General features: G+C 37.3%; 13 protein-coding genes. 1 reads left to right on the top strand and 12 read right to left on the bottom strand.

Annotated features, from left to right (window positions below; all coding sequences use genetic code 11):
- Positions 1-302: 302 nt before the first annotated feature.
- The 4 genes from T426_RS0107885 to T426_RS23075 all read right to left on the bottom strand — a co-directional run bounded on the left by T426_RS0107885 (position 303) and on the right by T426_RS23075 (position 3,121).
- Positions 303-1,421 carry a hypothetical protein gene (locus tag T426_RS0107885; protein ID WP_027585498.1) on the bottom strand — a complete coding sequence of 373 codons (1,119 nt, stop codon included), beginning with the start codon at positions 1,419-1,421 and terminating at the stop codon, positions 303-305.
- A gap of 385 nt (positions 1,422-1,806) precedes the next feature.
- Positions 1,807-2,070: a hypothetical protein gene (locus T426_RS0107875; protein WP_025866235.1), complete on the bottom strand. Its 264-nt coding sequence runs from the start codon at positions 2,068-2,070 to the stop codon at positions 1,807-1,809.
- Positions 2,060-2,491: a DUF4279 domain-containing protein gene (locus T426_RS0107870; RefSeq protein ID WP_025866236.1), complete on the bottom strand. Its 432-nt coding sequence runs from the start codon at positions 2,489-2,491 to the stop codon at positions 2,060-2,062. Before T426_RS0107870 ends, T426_RS0107875 begins: the two co-directional genes overlap by 11 nt.
- A gap of 96 nt (positions 2,492-2,587) precedes the next feature.
- Positions 2,588-3,121: a hypothetical protein gene (locus T426_RS23075; RefSeq protein ID WP_025866237.1), complete on the bottom strand. Its 534-nt coding sequence runs from the start codon at positions 3,119-3,121 to the stop codon at positions 2,588-2,590.
- Between the two features lie 346 nt (positions 3,122-3,467).
- On the opposite strand from T426_RS23075, the gene T426_RS23070 reads away from it, so the two are divergent.
- Positions 3,468-3,716, top strand: coding sequence for a DUF4199 domain-containing protein (locus T426_RS23070; protein WP_051539216.1), 249 nt, complete (start codon positions 3,468-3,470; stop codon positions 3,714-3,716).
- Between the two features lie 65 nt (positions 3,717-3,781).
- Here the strand turns inward: T426_RS23070 and T426_RS0107855 are convergent, their stop codons facing one another.
- From T426_RS0107855 to T426_RS0107805, 8 genes are all read right to left on the bottom strand, one after another.
- Complete coding sequence (locus T426_RS0107855) at positions 3,782-4,189, bottom strand: hypothetical protein (RefSeq protein WP_025866239.1); 408 nt, start codon at positions 4,187-4,189, stop codon at positions 3,782-3,784.
- Between the two features lie 1,126 nt (positions 4,190-5,315).
- Positions 5,316-6,242 (bottom strand): HAD family hydrolase, encoded by a 927-nt coding sequence (locus tag T426_RS0107845; protein WP_027585497.1) that lies wholly within the window; start codon positions 6,240-6,242, stop codon positions 5,316-5,318.
- A gap of 549 nt (positions 6,243-6,791) precedes the next feature.
- Complete coding sequence (locus T426_RS0107835; RefSeq protein ID WP_025866244.1) at positions 6,792-7,613, bottom strand: hypothetical protein; 822 nt, start codon at positions 7,611-7,613, stop codon at positions 6,792-6,794.
- 61 nt (positions 7,614-7,674) lie between these two features.
- Positions 7,675-7,995 (bottom strand): hypothetical protein, encoded by a 321-nt coding sequence (locus tag T426_RS23065; protein ID WP_051568957.1) that lies wholly within the window; start codon positions 7,993-7,995, stop codon positions 7,675-7,677.
- Positions 7,996-8,107: 112 nt separating this feature from the next.
- Positions 8,108-8,416, bottom strand: a complete 309-nt coding sequence (locus T426_RS23060) for a hypothetical protein (protein WP_036985130.1) — start codon at positions 8,414-8,416, stop codon at positions 8,108-8,110.
- 610 nt (positions 8,417-9,026) lie between these two features.
- The gene (locus tag T426_RS23055; RefSeq protein WP_234406899.1) at positions 9,027-9,542 is read right to left on the bottom strand and encodes a KilA-N domain-containing protein; all 516 of its coding nucleotides are present in this window, start codon (positions 9,540-9,542) and stop codon (positions 9,027-9,029) included.
- A 443-nt stretch (positions 9,543-9,985) separates the two neighbouring features.
- Entirely contained in the window at positions 9,986-11,935 is a 1,950-nt protein-coding gene (locus T426_RS0107810; protein ID WP_025866247.1) for a LysM peptidoglycan-binding domain-containing protein, read from the bottom strand.
- Between the two features lie 4 nt (positions 11,936-11,939).
- On the bottom strand, positions 11,940-12,706 hold a 767-nt coding region (locus T426_RS0107805), incomplete at its 5' end, for a PorP/SprF family type IX secretion system membrane protein (protein ID WP_157604978.1).

Below are 12,706 nucleotides of genomic sequence, written 5' to 3'. Positions count from 1 at the left end.
ACATAAACCATATCGGTCGCCCTTGTTAACAACTATTAATAAATAAGTTACTCCCAATTTTTTTACTATTTCATGTACATGATTATGTTGCTAAATTAGCAATTCTAAACTAATAATCAACAAGGCTTTTTATTCTCCGTCATCTTCAATTTAGATGTTTTTGTCACATGGTTACACGTAATGTGTCCCAATGGCCACATATACACAAAGTAGGTAATTTCGGATTTCAAACTTATCAAGCTTTTACAATTTTGAAACGTCTACAGCCCATGGATATACAGACATTTTTTAATATCCCATTATTAGTCGCTAACATTTTGAAATTGGTCTTCGAACCATTCTCCAGTCAAAGTCTGAGACTTAAAGAATGAAATCGCAAATCCAAACAAGGCCTTAAATGGAATATTCTCAATTCGTAATAGATGCGTTCTATATGAAGCATCAGTTGATTTATTCCCTGCTGATAAATTATCATCATTCCTTAGTGACGCACCCTTTCCATCATAAACATTTATTGCTAAATCCAAATGATTTAGAGTCGAATCATTGAAGTCGGTTCCATATGGACTATCCGTATCCAAGTGAATCATTCTCCCGAACATTAACCCTTGTGAATCAATATTAGTTAGCTCTTCAATCATCATAGATAAATTGCCTTTGCTATTTCTTTTTGCAATAACTTCTAATCTTCGAATCTTTTTTACATGAAATTCCCAAAACTGTCTTTCATTCTTCGCTGGAGAACAGTCGTCCAACAAATAAGAAGCTCCTTCTTTTGTTCTATTGTGTATTGATAAATTTCTCCACCAATTGGGATTGGCAGGCATTAATATTGATTCAAAAAGTGTTTGCAATGGTTGTTCCTTAAATGCTTTAAAGGGGTTAACTCTTATATATAAAGGATTATCTTTGAAACTTTCTTTAGCCCAAACAACAATTAAAGGATTCAGTGCAGAATCGATCAATGTGTATGATTCATTTGATTTGATAATTTCAGAATCATTAATTTGATTAAATACTGAAAAATCTATTAATTCGAAGTCTTGCTTTCCATTTCTTTTTGTTCTGATATGTTCAAACAACTTAGGTTCTAATTGAAATATAGGTTGTTCAGCTGAATATAGTTTGCAACGCTTTTCCCAATTGTTCTTTGTTTTAATCTCGTCAATCTCAAATGTCATTACAAAACAGGCAACTCTTTCAATTCCTGAACATTGATTAAAGAAACCAATAATCAAATAGCCTAATACTTTGTCCAGCTCCTTCGAATCAATAAAGTCTTTACGAAATGAAATTAATTCCTTAATCTCACTATCGTCTTCACTTATCTTACCATTCAGATATTCATGCGTAGCAACTTGCATTTTTTCCAACTCAATTGCGATTTCTTCTAACTTTTTATAATATTCTTCTATTTCCATATTTTCAAGATGGGTCTATTTTGCTTACCGCTAATGTAGTTGTAAATGTAGTCCGTTTATTTTTCTTATAACGTGGTGGAAAGGTGTTCTTTCCACGGTCGTAAAGTTCAACTAAATTAACAAAATATTTCACAGGGTGTGCCTGGCAAATGAAGGTGCTGCAGTTTGTTTTCTGCGGGAAGAAAAACCTTACCGCAGGGGATGAGGCACGGGTGCGCGGTGGATTGGAAAGGAGTAAGCAGAAAAATATTTTTTTACCGCGGGGGATTGGAGAGGACGGGAAGTTTATTCGGGAGATGTGCTAAACCAGCTATGTGCCAACGGCAAATTGTAGGAGTAGTGACAGATTACGAGTTATTTTCCCTGTCGTTACTTATACAAAATGTTACAGGGCGTTTTTCTTTTCATATGGTTGTTTGTCAATTTCGAATTCAGTTGTATATATTCCCCAGTCCATAAACTTGTAGTAGATTGTCATTGCTTCAAAATGGCTGTTTGCATAAAACTCATGAATTATTTTACTTCCAGATTCAAGTGATTTTCTGCAATCGTCACCTCTCTCATCAGCCAAACACAATGTAGTCAACCCTTCTCTGTCTTGCCATACTTCATGTTTAACATTGCTATTTTGAGTTTTGCTACGTTTCATCGTATGCCGAATTAAATCTATAAATGTCAACGTCTGTCTTTGTCTGTGTCCGATAGAGAAACTCAATTGTTTTTAGGTCATGTCCTAATGATGGCATTGAAGCGTCTTCATTCGTATCAATGTATAAAACAATCTCTACCACTGAGTCCAATTCAAATTGTCTTTTTAAATCATTAATAATCTCGATTTTGTCATACAACAAAGACACAATCTCATCAACCAAATTATCAATTTGCAAGTATTCCTTTCCTTTCGCAGCTGTTAATTTCCAACTTGCAAATTCAACCGCAGATTTATATTTCCCTTTTTCTCCCTGACGCCAGGAATCTGTTGGTTCAATACCAAGTCTGTTTGTCACCTCGTCAGTGTCAAAATTATCTCCTTTAAGAGCAAAATAAACATATGAATTACCTGTCTCCATTAGCGATTTTTAAATGCCCAATAACGTAGTTGTAAATGTAGCATGTTTATTTCTCTTATATCCTGATGAAAAGGCTTTGTATGAGAACAAGACGGGTTAAGACCATAATCTTTTCAGTTTAAACCAAAGCTTATATTCTTTTGCCATGGCGGAATCATCACCTTTATCTTTAGATGTAGTTCTGCGCTGTTTTTGTTTATCTTGAATCAAGTCTTTTACTTTTTTTATTCCGCAACCAATTACGAAAATTCTGGTCCTCCAGTCATTTAGCCCACCATAAGGTATTTTGTCAGTCCAATATTCGACTCCACGTTTTCTCAATTCCAACAATACTTCTTCCGCTTCATCATCGGTTTTATACATTCCGATATAATTCCGATTTGCATGCTCGTCCATTTTTATTTTTTCCAGAGCATATTCGACAGCATCTTTTTCGTTCACAAAATATTCAAGCGTTCTTCTCTCTCCACGTTCAGTATAGTACCATTGGTAAAGCCCGCCATTATTTTCAAGTCCGTGACCTTCGTTGATAATGTTTCCGTTAATGCTGTAACTATTCATTGAATAACAGTTGTCTTTCAACCATTTCTCCAATTCTTTTATTGTTTTTATGCCTGCTGCCGTTTTCAAATTTCTTTTCGTTGGTCGATAAGTCTTACCAAATTAACAAAATAATCCACAGGGTGTACCTGGCCAACGGAGGTGCCACCTACCCTTTTCTAGAGAAAAACAGTATTTGTGTTTTCCCTGGTGAGAAGCGCATCTCGCGGCAGTGGGAAACTCAACTTGCGAGCGCTGGATTTTCTTCTTCATCTCGCGAGGGAAAGTTCTTCATCTTTGTCGGGAAACTTCTTCAACTTCACACAGAAAGTTCTTCAACTTCGTCTGGAAAGTTCTTCATCTTTCCGTACAAAGTTCTTCATCTCCGGCCGTAAAGTTCAGCTTCGCGCGGAGGTGAGATGAGGTTTGGGCTGTGATGGACCCTAAAAAGGCTGATTCCATCAGAATAAAAATACCTGTTTCACCCAACGACTCCACCAATGCCGTCCATTACGAGATGAGTATTGGCAAACTAACGCAGGAAGCTGCCGAGACCTATTACAGTCTGAAAAGCTACATCATCCAGGGATTGATTGGCGCCCCCATCATGGGCCTTATCACCACCGCTATTGTAGCGCTCTTTACCAGAAAGAATAATAAGCCAGAGGCGGCTGAGGTAGCGTGAGAAGTACGTATAAAGAAATATGAAAAAAGCCCGGCAAACACCGGGCTTTTCAAAAAAAAGTTTATCTACTTCTTAAGTAACTTAAATGTCCAGCCACCAACCATTTTGTCTTCGTATTTCACTTCTATGCTATCATTTAAGGGGACAATTGAGTCTCTATTGATCATGTGTACACCAGGGTCATTCGGCAAGTACTTAATATATACAGGTAATCCTTTAGGTACTTGCAAGCCGAATTTGAATCTCACATAATCTGATATAAACGTACTATCTTTCGCTTTATATTGGAAATTGACATTATATCGCGAATTAATGTATTTTCCGTTATATGCATGACCTATTGTATACACACCTTCTTTTTTCAATTGTTCCTTCAGTTGACGTTCCTTCAATGTCAAAATGATAGGAATAATAAAGATGCTTGCAGGGATAAGTAAAAAAAAGATGAATCTCAACATTTTATTTCGCTTCATCACTTGGCAAGTTTAAGTACATTCCCAATAGTTTTGTTCCAATCATTTTCCATGTTGCTGTTCTGTTGTACCAAATTTAATCCTTTCTGAATATTTTTGTTCGTTATTTCTTGATTACTCCCTTGAGGAGCAACCGGAATCGGGGATATAACCATGGGTTTAATTGACTTGTCGTATAAGACATTTTGAAATGTTCCCATTAACCATTCTTGAGTTACCCCCATAGAAACATACGATTTCATAGTCAGTAGGCGGGAAAATGAGCGCGTACGAGGAGGAGAATTCCGGCCGTATTCATGCGATCGCATATGGTAGAGGTATTCCGCCACATATGGTGGTGAGCATCCACCATAAAGGCACCTTAGGTTTTCTGCGGGAAGAAAAGAATCCTTGCCGCAGGGGATGAAAATTTCCTAACGTAAAAATTGTAAACGGATGCTTATAAAATTATTTTTTCACGGCATAAAAATATTTTTTTACCGCAGGGAATTGGGAGGGCGGAAACACCGGGGTTTCTTAAACAAAACCCAACCTTACAACTACCTGTGGAAAATACTTAGTACTACCAGAAGCAGGACCTTATAACTACCAGTGGAAGGATAAGGTAACTACCCGGAGCAGGACATTATAACTACCAGTGGAAGATCCTTAGTACAACATGGAGCAAAACCTTATAACCATTTGCCGAAGATGCTTAGTACCATTTATGGAAGATTCTTAGTACCATTTTTGAAGTAACCTTATAACCCCATGAGGCTGGTAGTAGTAAGGGATTTTTCCTTGGCCCGGAGATGCCCTTTCCATTGGTGCATTCAGCATTTAAATGCAAAACCAGCGCAGGTTTCACCCAAAACCATGTGTGGTTTCAGGTAAAAGCACGTGTGGTTTGCCGCAAAATCACGTTAGGTTTGGAGTAAAAGCAAGTGTGATTTTGGTAAAAGTTTCGGCCCCTTGCCTCCTCTCCAACACATGCCTATGAAATGGTTGAGCTTAATATCGAAGACAAGCATAAAAATAAAGCAGACTCCATGACACTTTCCATTCAAGTTATAAGAAATTTGAAGCAGGTTACACCCCTTGAATACAATACTGTATCGACTATTATTTCACACATTATTATAGGGTGCTATTTTATTAGATATTTCTTTTCAATATAAGCCATTAGCTCTATAAAATCATCTGTTTTGTATGTATCATCCCACGCATTTTTATTATAAGGATTTGTAAGTGCTCCATTCAGACAGAGTGTCCGTGCACCAGATTTTCGAGCATATTCATCATTGTCTGAATTGCCAATGAATAGAATCTCCTTTGGAGACTTTAACTGAAGATGTTTGAAAATTTCCTTGATAAAAACAGCTTTACCTTTAAAATCATAATCAGTACCTTTTATTTCAACTAGTTCATTATTCTTAAATCGAAATACATTAGCTTCATACCTATCAAAATAATAATCTAATTCATCATTCCATATATATTTAATCAAGTGCATAATTGAACCAGATACTAAATACAATCTGACTCCACGTTCTTTTAGTTGTTCAAGAACTTCCTTAACGTTTGCCAAAAGTTCAAAGTCTTTAGATACCTCCTCTAAATGTTTTTCTGTCAGTTTTTTGCTTTTAAATTTTTGATATGTCAACCTGCACCATCTTTTATGAGTTATTTTACCATCGTAAAATTTGGTATATAATTTTTTGCAATCAGCTATTTTATAACCAAGTTTAAGCCATATTAATTCCCAAGGAGAGGTTATTCCAACCCTTTTAATTTTAGAAAGAGTCCCATCGAAATCAAATACGATAGCCTTAATTGGAATAAATTTCTTATTTGAAAAATACCTTATTAGAAAGAATAGAATCAAACTAAGCAAAATAAAACTTGCCCCAATTATAATACAAAGTGATTTCCGGGAAAATTCTGCATCTGAATATTCAAATAATTTACTAAATAAAATAGCAAATAAGGCACTTGCAATAACCGATGATACAACATTATTTGTTGTACTTGCCAACCACCCATATATGTTATTTTTTTGGATTTTTAGTCCCATGTTATTTTAGTTAGGTTAATATTTTGGGGTCGCTCTTTCAGATTACCCTATAGCGTAGCTGTAACTGTAGTATGTTTATTTTTCCTGTATAACGATGGAAAGGTGTTCTTTCCACGCTATATCGATATGGAAAAACTACTATACGTGAATTCATTTAATCTGGCATTTTGCTTCATCTTCATTTAGTTGGTCGTTAGTGCTCACTAAATTAACAAAATAATTTAAAGGAATTACACTTAGGGAAAAGCTGTTGTGGATGGTTTTCTGCGGGAAGAAAAAAAACCTTACCGCAGGGGATGAGGAACGAGTGCGCACTGGATTGGAAAGGAGTAAGCAGGGAAATATTTTTTTACTGCAGGGAATTGGGAAGGGCGGGAAGCTTATTCGGGAGGTGTGCTAAACCAACTATGTGCCAACGGCAAATTGTTTGAGTAGTGGCAGATTGCGTGGGAATTTCCAATCAAACCGCTACGCAGTTTGAGCGAGCTACAAACCTTGATATTTACCACATCGCATGCCATTACTTATACAAAGTGTTGTATGCTGCCTTTACAAACTAATATATTTCAAAATGCTTCCAACAAATTGCTCTGTTATTCCACCATTTTGATAAGAATCAATAATCGTTGTTAAGGTTCCTGCGAGAGCACTTCCATTCATTATTTTGCCTTCAATGTTTTTAATCACTGATAATGCTTGAGATTTTTCACCTGATTTTAAAGAGTAAAGAATTTCATTTAAAGATTCGTTTAAATCATTTAAATCAGTCTCGTTCAGAGTCTCATTAATAATTTTTAAATCTTCATTTTTTATTGCTTCTACATCAAGCATCTCTCTTGATAGTAAAATATCAAAGAAGTCTTCGGCATAAGTTTCTTCACTATGCGGGAAAAGTTCTTTTTTTACTTTTTGTGCAATACATTTAAATCCAAAACAAATCGGATAATGGATATTCATAATAATTGCACACCTTTTTTCTAACTGATTATATAAAATTTGTATCTGCCCGGGAGGTGTCGTGGACACCTGTCCTGCAAGTCCTACAGGAATAAAAGGTTTATCCTTGAATTTTATAATATCAGGAATGAAGTTCTTCGGAAATAGAATGCCAACTACAAATCCACCAGGTAGACCATAATCATCTATAAAGGCTATTTTATCTTTCTGTGCAGTAATCTTTGTTTCTGCTCCTGCCTTCCGCCTTATTATATTAATGTTTCCATTTATTACAAATGGGAAATATTCTTTATCAGATTCTTCAATAGTCCTTCTTGTCTCAAAAGTCCATTGCAAATAATCAGAAGAAATTTGAAAAACATCAATTGTTCCGTTTTCTTCAATTTTTTGTATTACAATATGCTTTGTTATCATATAGCACTGTCTTATTTTAAGCTTGCATACAACATAGTTGTAAATGCAGTGTGTTTATTTTTTATATCGTGATGATTTCAGCTTCTCCTATTCTGTTCCTGGCTTCATGAATCCACCAGACTCGTCCAATTTGCATAAATCTCTCAATATCCCCGTGCCTCAGAAATCGAATTGTCGCCATTACCGATTCTCCAGGTGACAAAGACTCTTGTCCTTCAAAATTCACATCTCCAACATAAGCCATTATCAAATCATCTGAATTTTCTTTGTACTCAAATACATGATCCGGTCTGTATCCGGAAACAATAGGTGTTTTTCGCCCGCCCTCATCTGTCGGATAAAGCGTGAATTTTGCTTTTACTATTAAGAAATCCGAATTCATTAGTCTTTCATGCCATTCATGGGTACACTCGCCCTTGCAATAAAATTGAACGGGGATTCCATAGTTGGCGGATGGTGAATCATACAAGCCCAGCAATGCAATTTACAATTTGTTATAGGCAGGTTTTTTCCCATTTTTCATTTGAGTTGTCAATACCAAATATGTTTTTACTCATTATTGTTCCAATACTCTTAATTTTCAGACCCTCTTGGTGTTCGGATAAAAACTTTCCAATTTGTGAATGAACATTTCTAAATGGTTCATCTTTATATGAGCTCAAAATTTCCACATATTTTGTCTCGAATCTTTTGGAGAAGAATCGAATAAACTCATGAGAATCAAAAACTCTACTTGGAATTCCATTTATAATTTCGTCCCGTATAATAACGAATTGCTCGGTCATAAATTCTGAAATACTCATGTTTGATTTTTTGGGTTTATTTTTTCTTATATCCTGATGAAAAGCTTGTGTAAGCTGATATTTTGCTTTATTCTCAGCTTATTGGTCATTAAAGTCCAACCAAGTTAACAAAATATTTTAAGGATGTATGCTTCGGGAAAAGCTGTGTTCGGTAGTTTTCTGCGGGAGGAAAAGAATCCTTACCGCAGGGGATTAGGAACGAGTGCGCACTGTATTGGAAAGGAGTAAGCAGGGAAATATTTTTTTACCGCAGGGGATTGGAGAGGGCGGAAAACGCTTTTCCGTACCTTTTTCTTTCACATGCTTGTACTTTTATCTTGTCATAAAAGTACCAAAAGAACAAGTCAAAGTGATCCTTCCACCCGCGTCATGGTTTTGTCTTTTCCGGCCCACTTCCCGGAATCCCCGCACAAAACCATTCCCGCTCACTCCTGCCCTGTGAAATATGCAACTGATTTCACAGGGGCTGCCCGGGCGACTTTGACCGGCCGTCGCACGTATCGCCTAACGGCGATTTAAGGGCTTAGAAGAACCGGAAAGTGTTCCTAGAAGAGCAAATGCATGTGGGGTTTTCGTAAAAGTTTCGGCCCCTTACCTTCCCTCTTCCTTATCACTTTAATAATTTTCGGTTTTCAGTATCCTGAAGGATGAGCATTTGCTGAATAGCTATTTGGTTCAATTTGATTAGTCGCTCTTTTTGAGGGGTTTTTTCATTGATGAATACAGCATTCAGGTTCTCCATATTCGAAAGGCAAATTAACTCATTGATTGAAGCATAGTCGCGGATATTTCCTTTCAGGTTCGGATTCTGTTCCCTCCATTGCTTAGCAGTCATGCCGAACAGGGCAACATTCAACACATCGGCCTCACTGGCATAAATTATCGATGTCTGCGCAGATGAAAGTTCCCGGGGTATCAAATTCTGTTTGACTGCATCGGTGTGTATATGGTAATTCAGTTTCGTCAGTTCACGTTTGGCCGACCAACCAAGCTGCTTTTGCTCCTCCTCTTTGAGTCGTTGGAACTCCTTTACGATGTACAGCTCAAATTCGACTGAAATCCAGCTCGCAAATTTAAAAGCAATGTCTTTGTGGGCGTAAGTCCCACCATATCGCCCCGTTAACAAAGAAATTTCGAAAAAAGCAAAGTCCTATCTCACATACCGAAAAATACGCTTGCTTGGGGGTGAAATACTCATCTAAAGACAGCAAATTCAGATGCTATAGTAGCACCAACGCACCCTTAAACAGGAATTCTCCAGTTTCAGCATAGAAAAACCTACAACAAAGATAGGTAGGTGGACCTAAAAGAGAGAATATTCTACATCAAAGATAGGGGTCCGGGAAATCCTGCTTGTAACATGGAAACCAACCTTGAAAGCAGGAAACCGGCCCCCTGAGAACCAAATGTTTTATACAAAAGACTGAAGACAAAAAAAACCTGGTATTTTATTTGCTCTTGCGTAAAAGAGTTTATAAAACCCGGGGCTGTTTGTTCAAATTGCCTTTTTACTCCATAACAATTCAATATGACCCAGGTCGTTCATTTTAAAACGACACATATTGACCATTATAACTTACTCTTTCTTCCGAAAGGAATAATCAAAAACTCACCAGTCTCAATTTTGTTACCTGCCAAATGATTCGCCAATCGAAGCTGGCGAACCCGACAACCGTATCTTTGGCCAATTTGATCTAAGCTTTCGCCGGGAGCGACCTTGTGGATACTTTGTATTCCCACGTAAAAATAATCCCCAGACTCCGGACTTTCTATCATCTGATTTATACGTGTTTTTTGTGCCTGCTCTACCCCGAAAATATCTGTTAAATCACTTACCGACTTTTTATCACTAGCACTTGTGATCTTGTATGCATATAGAAGAGAAGACGAGGGAACCGTATCGCGTATGATTTTCACTTGGACATGCCTGTCTTTTGATTTAATGATTTGGCTGGTACCATTTGCGAATTTATTACCATAAATAACCATTATAAAACGAACATCATCCGCTCGCCAGATTTTTCCTCTCAACAGTTTCTCCATCTTCTCTGCCCTTTTGTAAGACAACCAGTCATTATAGCTGCCACTACCGCTTTCGTCTGCAAAACCACTGACAAGAACAGTACACGGTCGGTTTGCCTCGATTATATAGGAAAGGATATCTAACAAATTCCGATCACTATGAACAGGAATAATTGAATCCGTTTTATAATGTAAACAATACCCGGAAAAGATCTTACAAAAACGATTATTGAATTCTTCCTGAGCAACCTTTGAAATATTATCTCCCTGTCCCACAGTTTCGGAAATCATTGTATAAACAGGTTTATTAGTCGTTCTACTTGAGTTTTTGGAAATATCTTTTTCACCTCTGCCTGAATCGAAAATCCTGTTATACACCACACCATTATTGGCACTTTGAGCTACCGCAGGAATATCTTCGTCCTGCACAACAGAGTCGGACATTACTGTATTGACCGAATTATTGTTGCCTATTGTTTTTTGGGGACTACCTATTTTACCTTGATTGTTGCCCGATACAGCAGCAGAGTTTGATACCTCCTGACCATCACGATCATCTTCAATACTACAATCACTATTCTTATCTTTTTTTAATGTATCCGGTTCAATCATCAGATTGACTAGATCATTTAATCTATATTTTGAATCAAAAAAGGCCAGGGAACTGTCTTTGACACCTACGGCACGGAAAGGAGCGACAGATGCGATCCGAAGACAATAATCAGATTGCCCTGTATTGATAAGCTTCATCGGAACCGGAGAAGTACCAGTCCCGATCTTTACAATATAATTATCGAAATCCTTGTTCCCAGGACGAACACTGGAAGAGTAGATTAAAAACCCATTGCTTACAGAAGGAAAAACATCATTTCCGGGCGTATTTATTCGTTTACCCATATTGTGTGGTGCTCCCCACCCATCTTTTGATCGCTCGATGTAATAAACGTCCCAACCTCCCATCGAGCCTGGCATCGTAGAACAAAAGTATAACCTTTCACTATTCTCATCGAAGAAAGGCATTCCACAAGCATATTTCTTCGAATTATAAGGGAAAGGACCTAACGGGCCTTTTATCAGGATTTGCTCTGGTGCTCCCTTAAAATTTCTCACAGTAAGGAACTCATTATTTCCTTCGTTATCTGTAGTATATGTAATTAATATGTATCTACTGCTGACTCCCGTCCTTATCTTCTTCTGAAAAGTAATTGAATCATTTTTCGGTACAAGATTAAACGAATGGATAGACGAATAAGCTCGTTTTCCTGATTTTCGAAAAATTGTGACGGGAACATACAATTCGCTTTGATGGAGATTAACACCGTACTCAGGAATAAAATCCGCTATTGGTAGTACGGAGACAGAAACAATACTATCTGATACCTGTTGCTTATAACTGATACCGGGGCTACCCGGCAAAGACTTGCACGCCTCACATGTTCCCCATAACCCAAAGACCAGTATCAGTACTGGTAATATATATTTTCTATTATACATCATGATACTATTTTTTATTCAGAAATGAACCGCTCTCATTCCTGAAATCTTCGTCTTTGGAGAATGCAGAAAGTCGAATACCTACAGTCAGTTCATGATTCTGAAACTTGCTGAATGAAATCCCGGTGGAAAAATTATACGTATAATTAACAATCAGCTCTTTACTGGCGTCGAATCCCATTCCCACACAGAATATGTCCTTCCCCCGTAACGCCACATTTCCCCAAAAACGATCATCGCATTTCGCTTGCGCGGCTACTTCCAGTTGTGATTTCATGTTTTTACCACCCCTGTAAATAGCTAATGGAGTTATCTGCCACAGATCATCCAACCGGAATGAATATAACGCATGAACATGGTAGTTTGCATAAGGTTTATTGCCGCTTTGTACTTCTGAGTAAGAGTATTCCCCGTAACCTACATTCGAAAGCGCAAAGCCGGTCTGAAAACTTTTATGTTTATAAACCATGGAAAGATCGCTGATAAACTTGAATTGGGACGATACATCACCATTAGTCATGACGGGATCGTAATTAAAATTCGGATCGTTATAGTAATCACTAAAATCGATAGAACTCTGAATAAAACCTGCCGATATTCCAAAATAGATATGGTCATATCTTGATTCCAGCCGGTACGAATAAGAAGCCATGCCGATGAAATTTTGGAAAATACCTATTTTATCCATCATAAGCTTACCCCCTAATCCTACACGCGTATTTTTAAGCCGGTCATGATAACTGAGTCGGATAGTATGGGGAGCTAAACTCCCTT

The sequence above is a fragment of the Prolixibacter bellariivorans ATCC BAA-1284 genome (assembly GCF_000621705.1).
Lineage (GTDB): Bacteria > Bacteroidota > Bacteroidia > Bacteroidales > Prolixibacteraceae > Prolixibacter > Prolixibacter bellariivorans.
The sequence above is the reverse complement of the archived record's forward strand: the minus strand, read 5'-3'. Positions and strand labels throughout refer to the sequence as shown.

Bases quoted from the DNA above. Each gene is read 5' to 3' on its own strand.
- T426_RS0107835 (WP_025866244.1), bottom strand. From the start codon at position 7,613: ATGATAACAAAGCATATTGTAATACAAAAAATTGAAGAAAACGGAACA.
- T426_RS0107855 (WP_025866239.1), bottom strand. From the start codon at position 4,189: ATGAAGCGAAATAAAATGTTGAGATTCATCTTTTTTTTACTTATCCCT.
- T426_RS0107885 (WP_027585498.1), bottom strand. From the start codon at position 1,421: ATGGAAATAGAAGAATATTATAAAAAGTTAGAAGAAATCGCAATTGAG.
- T426_RS0107845 (WP_027585497.1), bottom strand. From the start codon at position 6,242: ATGGGACTAAAAATCCAAAAAAATAACATATATGGGTGGTTGGCAAGT.
- T426_RS23060 (WP_036985130.1), bottom strand. From the start codon at position 8,416: ATGAGTATTTCAGAATTTATGACCGAGCAATTCGTTATTATACGGGAC.
- T426_RS0107875 (WP_025866235.1), bottom strand. From the start codon at position 2,070: ATGAAACGTAGCAAAACTCAAAATAGCAATGTTAAACATGAAGTATGG.
- T426_RS0107810 (WP_025866247.1), bottom strand. From the start codon at position 11,935: ATGATGTATAATAGAAAATATATATTACCAGTACTGATACTGGTCTTT.
- T426_RS0107870 (WP_025866236.1), bottom strand. From the start codon at position 2,491: ATGGAGACAGGTAATTCATATGTTTATTTTGCTCTTAAAGGAGATAAT.
- T426_RS23065 (WP_051568957.1), bottom strand. From the start codon at position 7,995: ATGAATTCGGATTTCTTAATAGTAAAAGCAAAATTCACGCTTTATCCG.
- T426_RS23070 (WP_051539216.1), top strand. From the start codon at position 3,468: ATGGACCCTAAAAAGGCTGATTCCATCAGAATAAAAATACCTGTTTCA.